Raw genomic sequence first — 17,450 nt, 5'->3', positions numbered from 1 at the left:
GGCTATTCCCGGTCCGGTGCCCTGCCCGTCCCCCGAAGATAGGTCAGGACGGCCAGCACCCGCCGGTGGTCCTCCGGCTCAGGCCTCAACTCAAGCTTCAGGAAGATACTCCGGATGTGTGCCTCCACGGTCCGCTCGCCCAGGAACAGGGCCTTTCCTATTGCCTGATTCGTGCGCCCTTCCGCCATGAGCTCGAGCACGCTCTTCTCCCGGCTGGATAAATCATCGCCAAGCTGGTGGCCCTCGTGCGGGCGCGACACCAGCCGGGTGACAAGTTGCGGATCGATGGCTGTTCCGCCGGCAGCCACCCGGTGCAGCGCGTCAATGAATTCGTCAATATCGGAGACCCGTTCCTTCAGCAAATAGCCCAGGCCTTTGGCCCCGTTTCCCAGCAGGGCCATTGCGTTTTCGGTTTCGACGTACTGCGACAAGAGCAGCACGCCTGTCTCCGGATGCCTGCTCCGGATGGTCTCGGCGGCCTGGATCCCTTCAATCGTGAAGGTCGGCGGCATTCGGATGTCCACAACGGCAACATCTGCCCCCTGGCTGTCAATCATTTCCACGAGTTCAGAACCGTCAGACGCCTCGCCCACGACTTCCAGGCCTTCGGATTGCAGCAAGGCGGCCAGGCCCCGGCGCAGAAGCGCCGAGTCATCTGCAATCGCCACCCGCAGGTTCACGGGACGTCGCTTTCCGGATCGGTCTGGAACGGAAGCACGGCCCGTACGGCAGTCCCCCGTCCCTTAGGACTTTCAACAGACAGGGTCCCGCCAAGCGCTGCCGCACGGTCGGCAAGCCCGAGCAGCCCTCCGTCCGGTCCGGTCTGGGCCCCGCCAATCCCGTTGTCGGCTATTTCGAGCCGCAACTCCGTGCCGTTGCCGTCGATGCCGATCCGGGCATGTGACGCCCGCGCGTACTTGACGGCGTTGGTGACCGCTTCTGCACAGATGAAGTAGGCGGCCAGCTCCACCGGGGGTGGAGGCCTGTGGAGCATGGTGACCTTCAGCTCCAGCGGAAGCGGCGACCGTTCCGCCAGAGCCGTAAGGGACCCCTCGAGGCCCCTTTCCCGCAATGACGGCGGATACACACCCCGCGCCAGTTCACGCAGCTCGTCGAGCGCGACGGCCAGATCATCGCTGGCCTGTTCGAGGAGCTTCCGCGATTCCTGCGGATCCGCAGTTCGTCTGGCCCGGACCAGCTCCATCGACACGGCAACCAGGCGTTGCTGGGCGCCGTCATGAAGATCCCGCTCCAGCTGTCGCCGTCTGGAATCCCCCGCCGTCACTATCCGTTCCCGGGACCGGCGTACCTCGATGAGCTGCTCGCGAAGCTGTTGTTCCATCTGCTGGTTCTCCAATGCAAGTGAAGTAGCGCTGCGCACAGCGGCGAGCAGCTGCGGCTGGTCTTGGAGGGCCTCGTCAAATACCAGGGCGCCAACGGGCGTCCCATGGCGTTCCAGCACCATGGAAGCGCGGCCGCTGGAGCTGTCCGGCAGATTTCGTGGCGTGCCCGAATCGTCAACAAACTGCCCCTTGTCGCCCGACCAGCGCAGCAAGGCGAGGGTCGGGTCATGGACCGAACGGCGAAGTGCGCCAATGAGCCTGTCGCTCACCGGTGCAGCGCCGATTTCGACCATGAGCTCACCCAGCGCGCCGCGTGCGAAGCGGTACCGCCACAGCCCGAACAGTACGGCCAGCGGAACGATGGCTGTTGCTGGATACTGCCAGAGCAGGGCCTCGGAGGACAGCCTTCCCGACACCTCGATCACTGCCAGCGATACCCAGATGGTGGCCGCGGTCTTGATGATTACAGCAAGCCACAACGGGAGGATCGAGGAACGATAAGCCTTGGTTCCGGCGAGCCACCGGGCAAACAGGAACGCAACAATAGCGGCCCCTACCGAGATCTGAAATATCCGGATGGCGTTCCCGGTGGCGTGCATCAGGGGCGGGCTGTCCCACAGAAGCAGGAGGTTCCGGGAGGTGGACTCCCCCACTGCGATGTGCTGGCGCGGGTCGAAAAACGCCCAGCCGGCTGCTGCAGCAACCAGCCAGGAGACGAAGAAAAATGTTACGGCGCCCTTTTCTGCCCGGGTGCGCAGGACGCCTGAAGGAAAGCTAAGCGCCAACTGCAGTAGCGGTGGCTGGTACATCAGCGTCAGCGTTATGCCGATCGTAAACGCCACCGGGTCACTGGAGCGGCGGATCCCGGAGGCAAGCCACAACCATCCCGCCAGCACAAGCAGCAGGCCGGGGTTCCGGGTGGGCTGGCTCCGCCACGCTGCAATGCCAGCGAGAATGAACGACAAGCCCACGCCCAAAAAGAGTGTCAGTTCGAAGACTGAAAAGGGAAGCCGCTCCGGGTGCTCACCCCATCTGAGCACGCCTTGGGCATTGAGGCCCAGTGTCCGGGCCGGGTCCTGCAGGGCCACGGGTGACCAATCAATGCAGGCCACGACAACGGCCACCATGCCCGCCGTCACGGCCAGCACCAGAACCAGCTGTTTTGGAGTCATTCCATGTCCCCAACGATCCTCAAGGACCTTCTCGCGGCAGACTATGAAACCGTTCTAGCACCGTGCAGGACAAAAGCGAAAGGCCCGGTGCTGCTGCACCGGGCCACGCTGTGGCATTGGAGTTAAGACTAACCGGCGCTCTTGCCGAAGTAGTCGGCGCCGCCGGCGTACTCGGTGTGGCCGGACTCGACGTCCGCGGTGGCCATGGCGGCGACCACTTCAGCAAACTCTTCGACGGAGTACAGCTTGCCGGCCTCCGCACGGCGGGCCTCGATGGCGCCCGGGTTGGAGCGGTCCAGCAGGGTGGCCGTCACGGTGCCCTCGATCATGTCGCCGGACACGACGACCAGCGAGATGCCTTTTTCCGCCAGGTTCGGCAGCAGCTCCCGGAGTGCGTCCTCACCGGCGCGCTTGCTGCGGGCAACCGGCTCGTACTCCGGCATGGTGGGAACCGAGTTGATGAAGTGCGCCTGGTGGCTGGTCACGAACACCACGCGGGAGCCCTCCTTCATGAGGGGCACGGCGGCGTTGAGCATGTTCACCTGGGCGTCGCGGTTCAGCTTGAGGGCGTAACCCTCTTCCATGCCCGACTCCATGCCGCCCGATGCGTTGAGGACCAGGATGTCCAGGGAACCGAAGTTCTCCATGGCGGCGCTGGCCAGCGCGTGGACGCCCTCGGCGGTGGTGAGGTCGGCGCCGACCGCCACGGCGCGGCCGCCCGCCGCCTCAATTCCGGCCACCACCTTATTGGCGCGCGGCGCCTTCTGGCGGTAGTTAACGACGACGGCGGCACCCTCGCCAGCGAGGATCTTCGCCACTTCGGCACCGATTCCCCGCGAGGATCCGGTCACGATGGCGGTCTTGTTGTCCAGCAGGCCCATACGAGCTCCTTTTGTTCGAAACGTCTAAATCGCTGTAGGTCTGCAGTCCATCATGCCAGCGCAGACTCCCGATCCCGTTGTTTGACTTCCACAAAGAAGCCCGGGCCCGATAGTTCAGCAGACGGCCTGTTGGCTGCCAGCGGCGGGCGTAATCTCCCGCGTGAGTGGTAGGCGCTAGTGGCCCATGCCAAGGCCGCCATCGACGGGAATGACGGCACCCGAAATGTAGGAGGCCTCTTCGCTGGAAATCCAGCGGACAACGTTGGCCACCTCGGAGGCGTCAGCGAACCGGCCCGCGGGCACCTTGGCAAGGTAGTCCTTCTGGGTTGTCTCGGGCAGCTCGGCCGTCATGTCGGTATTGATGAACCCCGGGGCTACGACATTCGCGGTGATGCCGCGGGAGCCGAGTTCCCGGGTGAGCGAACGCGCGATGCCAACGAGCCCGGCTTTGGAGGCGGAGTAGTTGATCTGGCCCGGCGCGCCGTAGAGGCCGGAAACCGAGGAGATGAGGACCACGCGGCCCTTGCGGAGCCGGATCATGCCCTTGGAGGCGCGCTTGATGACCCGGAATGCGCCCGTGAGGTTGGTGTCGATGACGGACGTGAAGTCGTCCTCACTCATGCGCAGCAGGAGGGTGTCCTTGGTGATCCCGGCGTTGGCCACCAGCACCTCAACGGGACCGTGGACATTCTCGACCTCGGTGAACGCGGCGTCGACGGAGGCTTCATCCGTCACGTCTGCCTTGACCCCGAGGATGCCGTCGGGCAGCTCGGATTCGCTCCGGTAGGTCACAGCCACCTTGTCCCCGTTGGCCAGGAAGGCCTCTGCAATGGCGAGGCCGATGCCGCGGTTTCCGCCGGTGATGAGGACACTTCGGGCATGGGTGGCTGCTTCAGACATGAGTTCTCCGGATTTCTGCGGAGCCTGGCTCCGCGGTGGTGACTGGATTTTTACTGCCTCCGATCTTAGCGCCCGTTTGGGCGGCTCCCCTGGATGGTGAGAGAATTAGATGAGCCATTGGAGCGTGATGAGATAGCCGTGACACCCCACCACCAGCCCGGACAGCCGATGCCCGAGAAGCCTGGCACCGCATCCGGTCATTCGGAGGTGCACAGCATCACGGACGCCGCTGCAGCGCACTCCGAGGACATGCGGGAGCGCATGATCAAGTACGCGCTGGCCATGGGAATCCGCATGGTCTGCCTGATCCTGATCTTCGTGGTGGACGGCTGGCTCAAGCTTGTCGCTGTTGCGGGGGCTGTGTTCCTGCCGTGGATCGCCGTAGTGATCGCCAACGGTTCGGACAAAGCCGAGGTCCACAGCGACTCGCTCCTTGACTATGCGCCATATGCCGAACTTGAAGCATCTGATGACCTGGGTTCCGGGGACGCCGAGAGCCAACCGCCGACGGTGCTGCAGGGCGAGCTAATCAACGATGACGAAGACGACGACGGCCGGGAACAGAAAGCTTCATGAACATTTTCAACCTGGGCGGCGGCGCGGGCGAGACCACCGGCCCGGCGTCCACTGCCATGTGCTCACGCAAGGCCTGCAGGGCGGATGCGTCCTGGCAGCTGCTCTGGAATAACCCAAAGATCCACACGCCAGACCGCCGTAAGGTGTGGCTGGCGTGTGGCGAGCACAAGGAATGGCTCGAAGATTACCTGCAGACCCGCGGGCTGTGGAAGGAAACTGTTCCGCTCGATGCCGCCGCGACACCAGGCGGGACCCGCTGAATGTACCGTTTCCTGTTCTCCAGCAAGTGGCTGGGTTACCTCCTGCTTGCCGCAATCTTTGCCACCGGCTGCGTTTTCCTGGGCCGCTGGCAAATGGACCGCCGTGCGGAAACGCTGGCTGAGATCCAGCGGGTCACGTCCAATTACTCGGCCACGCCGATCAGCTTTTCGACAGCAAGGGATGAGTTCGTGCAGCTTGATCCTGCGCGGGAGTGGACGCAGGTGGAACTGCGGGGCAGCTATGACGTCGCCGGGCAACGGATCGTCCGCAACCGCCCCCTCAACGGCCAGCCCGGCTACGAGATCGTGGTCCCGTTCAGGCTGGTCTCCGGCGAAACCGTGGTGATTGACCGCGGCTGGCTGCCGATCGGCAACAACAACCCCGGCCGCCCCGACTACATACCGGCGCCCCCGTCCGGGCAGGTCACGGCCGTGGTCCGGCTCAAGCACAGTGAACCGACCCTGCAGCGCGGCGCTCCGGAGGGTCAGCTTGCATCCATCGACCTGCCGGCGTACTCGGCCGAGCTGGGATATCCCCTCCTGACCGGCGCCTACGGGCAGCTCGCCTCCGAGACACCTCCCGCCTCGCAGATGCCGCAGGCATTCCCCATGCCCTCGGTTGAAGAAGGCACCCACCTGTCCTATTCGCTCCAATGGTTCGCGTTTGGCATCCTCATGTTCGTCGGCTTCGGATACGCCGCGCGCCAGCAGGCCAGGAACGCCGCGATTGACGCTGAAGACGCCGAGCTGGCTGGCACCGCCGGTGAGCCCGGCAACGCAGCCGCGGGAGCCCGCCGTCGTCCGCCCGTCGTGCGCAAGCGGAAGCGGGCCACGGCGGAAGAGGAGGAAGACGCAATTCTGGATGCACAGGGCTACTGACGACAGGAGGAGGGACATCCTTCCCGATCCTGTCGCAAACGTTAGGCGCGCCCTCACCGAGGCCGGCGTCCGCGACACAGTCACGGTCCTTCCGGGCAAAGTCCCGACGGCGGCCGCCGCAGCCGCCGCGCTCGGCTGCGACGTCGCGGCGATCACGAACAGTCTGGTGTTTGAACTCGACGGCGCTCCCCTGCTCATCCTGGCCAGCGGCGCGGCGAGAGTGGATACGCGCTACGTCTCAGAGCAGCTGGGATCAGGAAGGATTCGGCGTGCCTCGCCCGCCTTCGTCCTGGAGCATACCGGACAGGAAGTGGGCGGCGTGGCACCGGTGGGCCATCCCGAGAAAATCCGCACCCTCCTCGACTCGTCGCTGGAAGAGCACGGGACGCTGTGGGCCGGTGCGGGAGACCACCACTCGATGTTCTCCATCACTTACGGCGAGCTGCAGAGGATCACCGGCGCCCACGCGCTGCAGGTGCGCTAGGACGATCATGCCGACGTTCCGGCCAGACGCTCCGCCGCTGTGGAGATGTTCCCGAGACCCATTGCTGGCCTGCCGCCGGCCTGCCATTCTTGGGGCATCCCCACTGCCGGAAGCGAACGAAGGGAAAGCCAATGCCGCTCTATCTGTCGAAGTTCAGCTACACGCCAGAGACCTGGGCCAGGTTGATCAGTAACCCGGAGGACCGCGGAAAAGCCGCCCAGGCATACATCGAGTCGGTAGGCGGAAAGCTTCACGGGTTCTGGTACGCCTTCGGCACCCACGACGGCTATAACCTGTGGGAGGCGCCCGACAACGTGTCCATGGCCGCTGTGGCCCTGGCAATCAGCGGAGGCGGTGCGTTGAGCAATTTTGAAACGACGGTGCTGTTGACCGTGGATGAAACCATGGCTGCCCTGCAGCTGGCCGGCGATGTCAAGTATCGGCCGCCCGGCGCCTAACCACAGAGGCCTTGTACGCATCAGTGAGTCGCCCTAGCGTGGAAGTGAGGCCCAGGGCCTGGAATGATGCAGGGCCGGCCGATAGCTGAAGGAGCGATTCAGTCATGGCCAAGGTGCAGGAATCCATCGATGTCAACGTCCCGCTGAGCCAGGCCTACAACCAGTGGACCCAGTTCGAGGAGTTTCCCCGGTTCATGTCGGGCGTGGACTCCGTCTCGCAACTCGACGAAACCACCGTGCATTTCAGAACCGACATTGCCGGAATCAAACGCGACTTCAACGCCCGGATCATCGACCAAGTCCCCGATGAGCGGATCACCTGGGAAAGCGTGGACGAGCCACACAATTCCGGGATTGTCTCTTTCCAGGCACTGAGCCCGACGGATACCCGGGTCAGCGTCGACGTAACCTGGGAACCGGACTCAGCCGTCGAGCGCGTGGGGGCATCTCTGCATCTCGATGACCGTCAGATCAAGAATGACCTGCAGCGTTTCAAGGAGTTCATCGAGGGCCGCGAGGTTGAAACCGGGGCCTGGAGGGGAACAATCGCGGACGGCAAGGTCGAAGACTAGGACCCCTTGACAGGAATCCGACATCTCCGACCCCCCGGCCGCCCATATCCTCCAGGGAGTCGCATAGGCTAAGACACATAGGCTACGACACAACGTCTTCTTCCACCGCCGGGGAGCGCGCCATGGACACTGAATTCGCCCAGGTCAACGGTCATGATGTCACCACGATCACCTGCGTCTGCGGCAACACGGTCAGCGACGAAGGGCTGATTCAAGCCAATTCGCAGGGCATTCCCGTTCACGCTGGCGGCGACACCCCTGTACCGGACGGACTGGCTGAATGGCCGGACGATGAGGACCTTTACACTCTCTGCCCGTCGTGCGGCCGCGTGTACCGTGACGGGGTCATCGAAGAGACCGGGACAGCGCCCGTTGCGTTCCGGGTGGACGTCACCGCCGGGCCTGTTGCCGCGGCCATCCGAATCCACTGGGACCTCGATACCGAAACGGAACTATGACCCTGAAAGGATGACGGCATGAAGATCACCCGACAGATCGTCGTCTTCGATGCAGCAGACCTGACCGCCGAGAGCACCTTCTGGGCCGGTCTCCTGGGCGGAACGGTGGACGCCGATGGTGACTGGCACACCGTGTATGTCGACGGGGAACCGCGGCTGGGCTTTCAGCTGGCGCCCAACCATGTTCCGCCTGAGTGGCCGGACGGGACGCCGCAGCAGATCCATCTGGATTTGTACGTCGATGACCTGGCAGCCGCCCATGACCATGCGATGTCACTGGGCGCCCGGCTGCTGAAGCTGGCGGATGACACCGAGTCCCCTGAGGGCTTTCAGGTCTACGCGGACCCCGCAGGGCATCCCTTCTGCCTCTGCTGGGGCTGACGAAGTGGCTTAGGCCAGCGTGATCAGGTCCAGGTAGTCCTCGTTCCAGAGGTCCTCGACGCCATCGGGCAGCAGCACCACCCGCTCAGGGTTGAGGGCCTCGACGGCGCCCTCGTCGTGGCTCACCAGTACGACGGCGCCGCTGTAGTTGCGCAGGGCACCCAGGATTTCGGCGCGGCTGGCGGGATCGAGGTTGTTGGTGGGCTCATCGAGCAGGAGCACGTTGGCGCTGGACGCCACGATGGTGGCCAGCGCCAGGCGGGTCTTCTCACCGCCGGACAGGACACCGGCGGGCTTGTCGACGTCGTCGCCTGAAAACAGGAATGAGCCGAGGATTCCGCGGACCTCCGCATCCTTCATGTCAGGGGCAGAGGAGCGCATGTTTTCCAGCACCGTCCGGTTAACGTCCAGGGTTTCGTGCTCCTGGGCGTAGTAGCCGACCTTGAGGCCGTGGCCCGGAATGACGTCGCCCGTATCGGGCCTGTCGACGCCGGCGAGCATGCGCAGGAGGGTCGTCTTGCCTGCACCGTTGAGGCCCAGGATGACCACCTTGGAGCCGCGGTCGATGGCGAGGTCCACGTCCGTGAAGATCTCGAGCGAGCCGTAGGACTTGCTAAGGCCCTCCGCGGTAAGCGGGGTCTTGCCGCAGGGCGAGGGGTCCGGGAAGCGCAACGCAGCCACCCGGTCGTTCTCGCGCACCGCCTCCAGGCCGCTCAGCAGACGCTCCGCACGCTTGGCCATGTTCTGCGCGGCCACTGCCTTGGTTGCCTTGGCGCGCATCTTGTTGGCCTGATCGAAGAGGACCTGCGCCTTCTTCTCGGCGTTGGCACGCTCGCGCTTGCGGGCGCGCTCGTCCGTTTCGCGCTGCAGCAGGTAGCGCTTCCAGTCCATGTTGTAGAAATCGATCTGCGCCCGGTTGGCGTCCAGCAGGAAAACCTTGTTCACGGTGGCTTCGAGCAGTTCGGTATCGTGGCTGATCACGATCAGCCCGCCCTGGTGGTTCTTCAGGAAGTCGCGTAGCCAGGAAATGGAGTCGGCGTCGAGGTGGTTGGTGGGCTCATCCAGGAGCATGGTTTCAGCTCCGGAGTACAGGATCCGGGCGAGCTCCACGCGGCGCCGCTGGCCGCCCGAAAGGGTCTTCAGCGGCTGGTTCAGGATGCGGTCCGGCAGGGCAAGGTTGGATGAAATGGCTGCCGCTTCCGCCTCCGCGGCATAGCCGCCGCCCGCCAGGAACTCGGTCTCCAGCCGGTCGTAGCGGTTCATTGCCTTCCGCTGGATCGCCGCGTCCTCACTGGCCATTTCCTCGTGTGCCTGGCGCAGCTTCCCGACCACGACGTCGAGCCCGCGGGCGGAGAGAATCCTGTCCCGCGCCAGCTGTTCCATGTCGGGCGTCCGCGGATCCTGCGGCAGGTAACCGATCTCACCGCTGCGGGTCACCTTTCCGGCGGCCGGCAGGCCCTCCCCCGCCAGTACCCTGGTGAGAGTGGTCTTGCCTGCACCGTTGCGGCCGACAAGGCCGATCTTGTCTCCCTTGTCGATCCGGAAGCTCACCTGGTCCATGAGCAGCCGGGCGCCGGCGCGCAGTTCAAGATCCTGGACAGTAATCAAAGCAGGTAAGGCCTTTCACAACAGGGAGCGCAGCGGCACAGCGGATGGAATCTGGTGGGTGCCGGGGCGGTGCGGCCGAGAGAACGGCCTCTACAAGTCTACCGGCCGCGGGCCTTTTCCATAACCTGAAGCTAACCGGACGGCCGGGGGCGCTTTGTGCGCTGCGATGGTCTCCGGCTGGTCCCCCTTGTAGAAGAGCTACAAAATGGACCTGGGTCAGGGCCGGTAACGTCAACTTCAGCCAATAATTGTTTGTGCCCCTTCGACAGGACCTCCCATGACCCAGACCCATCCCGCGACCACACCCCGCGCGAAGCGCAGCCGCTGGAACGCCACCGACCTCGGGCTTATCGCCGTCTTCGCCGCACTGGTGGCGGGTTCCGCGCTCGTTGCTGCCATTCCCGTCGGCGGACTCGGCGTCCCCATCACGCTGCAGACGCTCGCCGTGATGCTGACCGGGCTGGCCCTCGGCCCCGGCAGGGCATTTGCCGCCGTCGGGCTTTACACCCTGCTGGGGCTCGCAGGACTTCCCATCTTCAGCGGCGGACGCAGCGGGCTGGGCATCCTGGCTGGCCCTTCGGCCGGCTACATCATTGCCTTCCCCTTGGCCGCGGCCGCCGTGGGCTGGCTCGCAGCCATCGTCATCCGCCGCACCGTGAAGTACCGCGGACTGTTCCTATTCGCCGCGGCCATGGCCACCAGCATCGTCGTTATCCACGGGCTCGGCGTGCTGGGCATGATGGTCAACGCCAAGCTGGATCTTTCCAAGGCCTTCCTCGCCGACCTTGCCTTCTACCCGGGCGACATCATCAAGAACGTCCTGGCGGTCACGGTGGCCCTGGCCCTCCACAAGGCCTTCCCCGACCTGCACGTCCGCCGCGTCCGGCCCCCTGCGGAGAAAGCCGCCGCCCGGCCGTGAGCATGATTTCGCTCACCAGCGTGGGAGTCCGGGTGGCCGTTGACGGCCACCTGGAACCCAAGGTGCTGCTTGAGGACGTCACGCTCAGCCTGACTGAACGGCGCATCGGCGTGATCGGCGCCAACGGCTCCGGCAAATCCACACTCCTCCGCCTCCTGAACGGCCTCGTGGCGCCCAGCGAGGGCAGTGTGACCGTGAACGGCTCGGATACCGTCCGGAAAGTGCGGGCTGTCAGGCAGCAGGTGGGCTTCGTCTTCACCGATCCCCTGTCGCAGCTGGTCATGCCGACCGGCCGGGAGGACGTTGAACTGTCCCTTCGCCGCTCCATTCGGAACGGCGCAGAACGCCGCGAGAAAGCCGACGCCGCCCTGGACCGCTTCGGCCTGCTGCCCTTGGCGGACCAGAGCATCTATGAGCTCTCCGGCGGCGAGCGGCAGCTGCTGGCCCTGGCCGCCGTGCTGGCCGTGGAACCCGATGTCCTGGTCCTTGATGAGCCGTCCACCCTCTTGGATCTCCGGAACCGTGAACTCCTGCGCCGCACCATCACCGGTCTCCGCCAGCAGATCATCATGTCCACCCATGACCTTGAGCTCGCCCTCGACATGGACCGTGTGCTGGTGGTCGAATCCGGGCGGATAGTGTTCGACGGCGACGCTGCCGCCGCCGTTGCACACTACCGCTCTCTCTGCGCGGCCGGCCCTGCGGTTCGGGATGGCTCCGAGGTTCCGAACAGCGCTGCTGCCAGTGGGGAGGACCGGTGAGGGGCCACGGCTTCCTGCTCGCCAACTACGTCCCAGGCACGTCGCTGCTCCACCGCACGCCGCTGTGGCTGAAGTTCCTGGTGGTGGTGGGTTGCGGCATGGCGTCGTTCCTGATCGTCGACTGGCGGCTCGCCGCTGCAGCCCTTGCCCTGATGTGCGCGCTGTTCCTGCTCAGCGGGGCGGGACCGGCCCGGCTCTTGCGTGCTGTCCGCCCGCTGCTTCCCGTCCTGCTGGTCATCGGCCTCTTCCAGTGGTGGCAGCTCGGGGCGCCCGTGGCCGCGCGCATCGTCCTGAACATCCTGCTGTGCGTCGTGGCAGCGTCACTGCTGACCGCAACAACACCGCTGCAGCGCCTGTTGGACGGGGTGGTGTCCCTGGCCCGGCCGTTCACGCGTTTCGGGGCCGATCCCGAACGGTTCGCCCTCACCATCGCCATCATGCTGCGCAGCATCCCCTTCATTGCCGGGGCCTATGCGGACGTCCGCGACTCGGCCCGGGCCCGGGGGCTGGAACGCAACCCGCGGGCGCTCGTCCTGCCGGTGTTCATCACCACCGTTGCCTATGCCCGCCACACCGGGGACGCGTTGGCTGCCCGCGGCCTGGGCGAACCCGCGGACGATTGACTCCGGCACTCCTGACTCCGGAAACAGGCTCCGGCGGACGGCGACAGGCAACGTTGCGGCCTAGAGCCGGGCGTACCTGAACAGGGCGGCCGTGCCCATGCCCCCGGCAATGCTGATCATCGCCAGGGCGAGCTGCTCCCGGTCCGGCGTCCGGCGGGCCTGCGCCAGCAGCCTCGTTACCAGGACGGCACCGGACGCCCCGAACGCATGACCGAGCGCCAGCGCACCGCCGTCGGCGTTGGCCCGCAGCGGATCAATGCCCAGCTGATCCAGGCATGCAAGGGTTTGGGAGGCGAACGCCTCGTTGAATTCCACGAGATCCACGTCGGCGGCGGTCTCGCCCCGCGACGCCAGCAGCCGCGCGGCGGCGGAGGCGGCCCCGATGCCGAGGAGCCGGGGCTCCACACCGGCCGTCTCCGTTCCCAGGACCACCAACGCGTCCGGAGCGCCCAGTTCCCGGGCGCGCGCGAGCGAGGTGATGACGACGGCGGCGGCCCCGTCCGCGTCGAAGCAGGAGTTTCCGGCGGTGACCGTTCCGGATTCCACGAACGCGGCCGGGAACCTGGCCAGCAGGGATTCGCTGAGCCTGGGCCGCGGGCCGTCGTCGGCTGTCACCTTGCCCGACGGCGTTTCCAGCGGAACGATCTCCCGGTCAAAGGCGCCTGCCGCGGCCGCTTCAACGGCCCGGCGGTGGCTGCGCAGCGCAAAATCGTCCTGCCGGCTCCGGCTGATGCCGAACTCTGCCGCCACGTTCTCGGCAGCCACTCCCATGTCCGGATCGCCCAGGGTGTGGGGCGCAAACTGGGCCCGCTTGAAAAAGGTGGGATCGCCGTCGTCGTTGCGGTGCGCACGCAACGGTGCGGTGCTGGTGCTTTCCACTCCCCCGGCCAGGTACACCCCGCCGTCCGCCGCGACGAGGCGGGACGCGAGCACGATGGCGTCGAGGCCGGAGCCGCACTGCCGGTCGACGGTGAGGCCGGGGACCGTGACCGGCAGGCCGGCCTCGAGGGCTGCCAGCCGTGCCACGTTTCCGCCGCCGCCCACCGCATTGCCGATGACGACGTCGGACGGTTCGGAAAGGGCCACACCGGTTTCCGCCAGCAGCGCAGTGAGGAGCGGCGCGAGGAGTTCGTGGGCGCGGAGCTGTTTCAGTGTGCCGTTCGTGCGGCAGATGGGCGTGCGCAACGCGGCGATGATGACGGGCTGCCGCTCGGCGGGACGGGTCTCCTGTACCTGCAGATGCGCCCGGGCCGTCTCAGACCCGGAGGCCGTCTCAGACAAGGCGCCGTGCCCGGGAGTCGCGGGCGGTGATCCAGTCGAGCATGATGCTGCGGCTGACCTTTCCGCGGTCCGTGAGGGGAAGCTCAGCCAGAGCGAAATACTGCAGCGGCCTCTTGTCCTTTGGCAGGATCTCCTCAAGACCGGTCTTGAGCTGCATGGCCGTGATGGCACCGTTGGACGGAACGATCCCCGCCACCACCCGCTGCCCCCGGACGTCGTCGTCCATCCCGGCCGCCACAGCGGAGGCCACGCCGGGGACCGAAGCCAGCGCCAGCTCCACTTCGTGCGGGTAGACATTTTTGCCCGCCGTGATGATCATGTCCGAGCGCCGGCCCAGGATGTGGAGCTCGCCGTTCTCCAGGTATCCCTGGTCCCCCACCGTGAACCAGCCGTTGAAGCTGCGGAGCGCCTGCCCGTCGTCGCCCCACAGATAACCGTTGCTGACCATGCCGCTCCGGACGCAGATGTTTCCCGCTGCTCCGTCGGGCAGGACGTCGCCGGCATCGTCCAGGACCCTGACTTCCACGCCGGGAAACGGCCTGCCGATGCCGGTGCCGCCGGCGTCGAGCGGTTTGCCCGCCGGAAGACCTTTGCCGGAAACAAAACTCAGCTCGGAGGCGCCGTAGTACTCGAAAATGGTGGCGTTGGGCGCCCAGCGGCGGGCGGCGTCCAGGGTCCTGGCGTCCAGCTTTGAACCGGCACAGATGATGGTCCGGACGCCGGAGGCATCAACGCAGCCGGTCAGCCCGCGCTCACTGAGCAGGCGCAGCATGGTGGGGACCAGCACGAGCCGGGTAATGCCGTCGTGGCTGATGGCCGCGTGGACGTCGCCGACGTCGAAGGATTCAAGGCTGTGGAATTCTGAGCCTGCATAAAGGCATTCCGCCAGGGCGTAGAGGTTCAGGCTTGCGGCGAGCGGTCCCGGGGCAAGCGTCTTGTCCCCCTGGGCGAGCCCGAAAAACTCGATCGAGGCCTCGAAGGACTCCTGCCAGGAGCGCCGTGAGCGGGTGAACGCCTTGGGAATGGACGTGGTGCCCGACGTCAGGCCAATCAGGAAGGATGAGGCCGGGTCCCCGTCGGCCAATAACGCATCGGCACGTTGGGCCACAGCGAGGGCTGCAGCCGGTGCGGAAGCCGGAGATCCGGGTCGGATCCGGGGCGCGCCCGCGCGGGTACCGGCCTTCCCGGGGCCATCCTCTGCCGGGGGACCCAGCCGCCGGACAATCTCCTCGCGCAGCTGCTCCGGCCACGTGGGATCGAGGACCGCACATTGGCGCTCTCCTGCCACAGCCGCCGCGAAGGCGGCCGCGAAGTGGGTGGAGTTCCGCTCCGCAAGCACGGTGATGTCGGCAGTGCGGGTGGCCGCCAAAGCTTCCGCTGCATCGCGGAGACCGGACCAGCTGAGCCGCTGTCCAGCCACGACGACGGCAGTGTCGTCGGGACGTTCATCGGCCCAGCGCTGGAGTCTGTTGAGAAAAGGCATCGGATCAACTTTACCGGCGAAACCGGCCCCTCCCAGGACAGACGAGACTATTGTGACAGCATGAGTTTCAATGACGGGGTCGAACTGGACCCCTCCCAGGTGGAAGACCGGCGTGGCGGCCGGATGGGCCGCGGCACGAAAATCGGCGGAGGCATAGGCGGCGGGGTAATCCTCCTCCTGGCCGCGCTGTTCGGCATCAACCCGCAGCTCCTCGAGGGGCTGGTGGGCAGCGGTCAGGAACAGCCCGGCCAGAGCCAGGGAACGGCCCCCTCCTGCTCAACCGGCGCCGACGCAGACCAGCGCCTCGACTGCCGCATCACCGGAACGGTGAACAGCCTCAACGCCTTCTGGCCCGCCTATCTCGCGGAGTACAGCGTGGACTACCCCCGGCCCCGGACAGTGATCTTTACCGGCGGCACCGAGACCGGTTGCGGTGCCGCCACCTCCGCAGTCGGTCCTTTCTACTGCCCGGCGGACACCACCGCATACTTCGACCCCGGCTTCTTCCAGGACCTCGTGGACCGCTTCGGCTCCTCCGGCGGCCCGCTGGCCCAGGAGTATGTGGTGGCGCATGAGTTCGGGCATCACGTCCAGAACATTCTCGGTGACCTGGACGAAGCGCAGCGGGACCCACAGGGCGCCGAGTCTGGTGCCGTCCGCGTGGAACTGCAGGCCGACTGCTATGCCGGCCTCTGGACCCGCTACGCCACCACACAGAAGGACCCCAAGACAGGCATGCCCTTCCTGGAGCCACTGACGCAGAAGGACCTCAACGATGCGCTCTCGGCCGCGTCCGCCGTCGGTGATGACCGCATCCAGAAGGCGGCGACCGGACGGGTCACGCCCGAGGGCTGGACCCACGGGTCCAGCGCGCAGCGGCAGAAATGGTTCTACCGGGGTTACCAGACCGGCGACATCGCCCAGTGCGACACGTTCAACACCCCCAAGCTCTGACCCCACATCGATTGCTCCCTAAACGCCGTTTTCACGCTTGAAAAGGGCACGTGGGCCCACGCCTGGGCCCACGCAACTGAGGGGCCCCAATCGAGCTTTGCGAGATTGGGGAGGCAGCGGGGAGGGTTCCCTGGCCAACATGTGAGGCGAGGGGGCCGGTGGGGAGCAGTCGATGGGAGTACGACGGCGGCCGGCCACCTGGAAGGTGGCCGGCCGCCGTCGTACTCCTTAGGGACGCGGTGGGGATCAGATGTTGAAACCGAGGGCGCGCATCTGGTCCTTACCGTCATCGGTGATCCGTTCCGGACCCCATGGCGGCATCCACACCCAGTTCAGGCGCCACTCGTCCACGACGCCGTCCAGCGCCTGGCCGACCTGCTCCTCAAGCACATCGGTGAGCGGGCATGCCGCCGTGGTGAGTGTCATGTCGATCAGCAGGGCGCCGTCATCCTCCGAGTACTTCAGGCCGTACAGCAGCCCGAGGTCCACGATGTTGACCCCAAGCTCGGGGTCGATGACATCCTTGAGTGCCTCTTCGACATCCTCCAGCCCGGTGCGGGCTGCGTCGATTTCTGTCATGGCGTGTCCTTACTAGGCCTGAGCTGCGGCAGCAGCGGCAGCGATCGAGGCTGCTCCGGCGCCCTTGGCGTAGCGGTCGTAGCCTTCTTCTTCAAGACGGTCGGCGAGCTCCGGGCCGCCCTCTTCAACAACCTGGCCGTCAACGAAAACGTGGACAAACTCAGGCTTGATGTAGCGCAGGATGCGCGTGTAGTGCGTGATGAGCATGGTGCCCATCTTGCCCTCGGCGTGTGCGCGGTTGACGCCTTCGGAGACGATCTTGAGGGCGTCGACGTCGAGGCCGGAGTCGGTCTCGTCGAGCACGGCGAACTTGGGCTTGAACAGCTCGAGCTGGAGGATCTCCACGCGCTTCTTTTCGCCGCCCGAGAAGCCTTCGTTGACGTTGCGCTGGGCGAAGTCGGCATCGATGCGCAGCTGCTGCATGGCGGCCTTGACGTCCTTGGTCCAGGTGCGGAGGGCAGGGGCCTGGCCGTCGATCGCGGTCTTGGCGGTGCGCAGGAAGTTGGTCATGGTGACACCAGGGACCTCCACCGGGTACTGCATCGCCAGGAAGAGGCCGGCGCGGGCACGCTCGTCGACACTCATGGCCAGGACGTCTTCGCCATCCAGGGTGATGGTTCCGCCGGTGACGTTGTAGCGCGGGTGGCCGGCAATGGTGGACGCGAGAGTGGACTTGCCCGAGCCGTTGGGGCCCATGATTGCGTGGGTCTCGCCGGTCCGGATGGTCAGGCTGACGCCCTTCAGGATCTCCTTGGTGCCCTGCTCGGTGTCGATGCTGACGTGCAGGTCCTTGATCTCAAGAGTAGACATGTGTCTTGTTCTCCTCTGCACCGTGCCGTTTGGGGCAGCGGTGCGGTCTTTGGTCTGGAAGTTGTTAA

At 65.8% G+C, this 17,450-nt stretch carries 21 protein-coding genes; 12 read left to right on the top strand and 9 right to left on the bottom strand.

The window, feature by feature from the left end:
- Positions 1-2: 2 nt before the first annotated feature.
- The 4 genes from J7E80_RS21670 to J7E80_RS21655 all read right to left on the bottom strand — a co-directional run bounded on the left by J7E80_RS21670 (position 3) and on the right by J7E80_RS21655 (position 4,296).
- Positions 3-680 (bottom strand): response regulator transcription factor, encoded by a 678-nt coding sequence (locus J7E80_RS21670; RefSeq protein WP_215054279.1) that lies wholly within the window; start codon positions 678-680, stop codon positions 3-5.
- On the bottom strand, positions 677-2,515 hold the full coding sequence (locus J7E80_RS21665) for a histidine kinase (protein ID WP_215054278.1): 1,839 nt from the start codon (positions 2,513-2,515) through the stop codon (positions 677-679). The genes J7E80_RS21670 and J7E80_RS21665 overlap by 4 nt, the downstream gene beginning before the upstream one ends.
- Before the next feature lie 128 nt (positions 2,516-2,643).
- Positions 2,644-3,396, bottom strand: coding sequence for an SDR family oxidoreductase (locus J7E80_RS21660; RefSeq protein WP_215054277.1), 753 nt, complete (start codon positions 3,394-3,396; stop codon positions 2,644-2,646).
- 174 nt (positions 3,397-3,570) lie between these two features.
- A complete protein-coding gene (locus J7E80_RS21655) occupies positions 3,571-4,296 on the bottom strand; it encodes a beta-ketoacyl-ACP reductase (RefSeq protein ID WP_215054276.1) in 726 nt (241 codons plus the stop codon).
- Positions 4,297-4,434: 138 nt separating this feature from the next.
- On the opposite strand from J7E80_RS21655, the gene J7E80_RS21650 reads away from it, so the two are divergent.
- The 8 genes from J7E80_RS21650 (at position 4,435) to J7E80_RS21615 (ending at position 8,364) form a co-directional block, all read left to right on the top strand.
- Entirely contained in the window at positions 4,435-4,872 is a 438-nt protein-coding gene (locus J7E80_RS21650; RefSeq protein WP_396020829.1) for a DUF3099 domain-containing protein, read from the top strand.
- Entirely contained in the window at positions 4,869-5,132 is a 264-nt protein-coding gene (locus tag J7E80_RS21645) for a hypothetical protein (protein ID WP_215054274.1), read from the top strand. The genes J7E80_RS21650 and J7E80_RS21645 overlap by 4 nt, the downstream gene beginning before the upstream one ends.
- Positions 5,133-6,011, top strand: coding sequence for an SURF1 family protein (locus J7E80_RS21640; protein WP_215054273.1), 879 nt, complete (start codon positions 5,133-5,135; stop codon positions 6,009-6,011).
- Positions 5,995-6,495, top strand: coding sequence for a YbaK/EbsC family protein (locus J7E80_RS21635; RefSeq protein WP_215054272.1), 501 nt, complete (start codon positions 5,995-5,997; stop codon positions 6,493-6,495). Before J7E80_RS21640 ends, J7E80_RS21635 begins: the two co-directional genes overlap by 17 nt.
- A gap of 131 nt (positions 6,496-6,626) precedes the next feature.
- Positions 6,627-6,953, top strand: a complete 327-nt coding sequence (locus J7E80_RS21630) for a GYD domain-containing protein (RefSeq protein WP_215054271.1) — start codon at positions 6,627-6,629, stop codon at positions 6,951-6,953.
- 104 nt (positions 6,954-7,057) lie between these two features.
- Entirely contained in the window at positions 7,058-7,525 is a 468-nt protein-coding gene (locus J7E80_RS21625) for an SRPBCC family protein (RefSeq protein WP_215054270.1), read from the top strand.
- Positions 7,526-7,647: 122 nt separating this feature from the next.
- Positions 7,648-7,983 (top strand): hypothetical protein, encoded by a 336-nt coding sequence (locus tag J7E80_RS21620; protein ID WP_215054269.1) that lies wholly within the window; start codon positions 7,648-7,650, stop codon positions 7,981-7,983.
- Between the two features lie 18 nt (positions 7,984-8,001).
- On the top strand, positions 8,002-8,364 hold the full coding sequence (locus J7E80_RS21615; RefSeq protein ID WP_215054268.1) for a VOC family protein: 363 nt from the start codon (positions 8,002-8,004) through the stop codon (positions 8,362-8,364).
- A gap of 9 nt (positions 8,365-8,373) precedes the next feature.
- On the opposite strand, the gene J7E80_RS21610 is transcribed toward J7E80_RS21615, so the two are convergent.
- Positions 8,374-9,972: an ABC-F family ATP-binding cassette domain-containing protein gene (locus tag J7E80_RS21610; RefSeq protein ID WP_215054267.1), complete on the bottom strand. Its 1,599-nt coding sequence runs from the start codon at positions 9,970-9,972 to the stop codon at positions 8,374-8,376.
- A gap of 277 nt (positions 9,973-10,249) precedes the next feature.
- Between J7E80_RS21610 and J7E80_RS21605 the strand changes: the two genes are divergently transcribed.
- Genes J7E80_RS21605 through J7E80_RS21595 form a run of 3 tightly spaced genes read left to right on the top strand, consistent with a single transcriptional unit; the run spans position 10,250 to position 12,275 of the window.
- Complete coding sequence (locus tag J7E80_RS21605) at positions 10,250-10,891, top strand: biotin transporter BioY (RefSeq protein WP_215054266.1); 642 nt, start codon at positions 10,250-10,252, stop codon at positions 10,889-10,891.
- On the top strand, positions 10,888-11,652 hold the full coding sequence (locus J7E80_RS21600) for an energy-coupling factor ABC transporter ATP-binding protein (RefSeq protein WP_215054265.1): 765 nt from the start codon (positions 10,888-10,890) through the stop codon (positions 11,650-11,652). The genes J7E80_RS21605 and J7E80_RS21600 overlap by 4 nt, the downstream gene beginning before the upstream one ends.
- Entirely contained in the window at positions 11,649-12,275 is a 627-nt protein-coding gene (locus J7E80_RS21595) for an energy-coupling factor transporter transmembrane protein EcfT (RefSeq protein WP_215054264.1), read from the top strand. The genes J7E80_RS21600 and J7E80_RS21595 overlap by 4 nt, the downstream gene beginning before the upstream one ends.
- Before the next feature lie 60 nt (positions 12,276-12,335).
- Here the strand turns inward: J7E80_RS21595 and J7E80_RS21590 are convergent, their stop codons facing one another.
- Both J7E80_RS21590 and J7E80_RS21585 read right to left on the bottom strand, forming a co-directional pair.
- Positions 12,336-13,556: a thiolase family protein gene (locus J7E80_RS21590; RefSeq protein ID WP_215054263.1), complete on the bottom strand. Its 1,221-nt coding sequence runs from the start codon at positions 13,554-13,556 to the stop codon at positions 12,336-12,338.
- The gene (locus J7E80_RS21585; RefSeq protein ID WP_215054262.1) at positions 13,549-15,039 is read right to left on the bottom strand and encodes a class I adenylate-forming enzyme family protein; all 1,491 of its coding nucleotides are present in this window, start codon (positions 15,037-15,039) and stop codon (positions 13,549-13,551) included. The genes J7E80_RS21590 and J7E80_RS21585 overlap by 8 nt, the downstream gene beginning before the upstream one ends.
- 60 nt (positions 15,040-15,099) lie before the next feature.
- On the opposite strand from J7E80_RS21585, the gene J7E80_RS21580 reads away from it, so the two are divergent.
- A complete protein-coding gene (locus J7E80_RS21580) occupies positions 15,100-15,993 on the top strand; it encodes a neutral zinc metallopeptidase (RefSeq protein WP_215054261.1) in 894 nt (297 codons plus the stop codon).
- Positions 15,994-16,239: 246 nt separating this feature from the next.
- Here J7E80_RS21580 and J7E80_RS21575 read toward each other — a convergent pair whose 3' ends face one another.
- A complete protein-coding gene (locus J7E80_RS21575) occupies positions 16,240-16,572 on the bottom strand; it encodes a metal-sulfur cluster assembly factor (RefSeq protein ID WP_215054260.1) in 333 nt (110 codons plus the stop codon).
- Between the two features lie 12 nt (positions 16,573-16,584).
- Entirely contained in the window at positions 16,585-17,382 is a 798-nt protein-coding gene (gene sufC, locus J7E80_RS21570) for a Fe-S cluster assembly ATPase SufC (RefSeq protein ID WP_215054259.1), read from the bottom strand.
- Positions 17,383-17,450: the final 68 nt, after the last annotated feature.

This window comes from Arthrobacter sp. ISL-28 (assembly GCF_018613875.1).
Taxonomy (GTDB): domain Bacteria; phylum Actinomycetota; class Actinomycetes; order Actinomycetales; family Micrococcaceae; genus Arthrobacter.
This window is presented reverse-complemented; position numbering and strand designations above follow the sequence as displayed.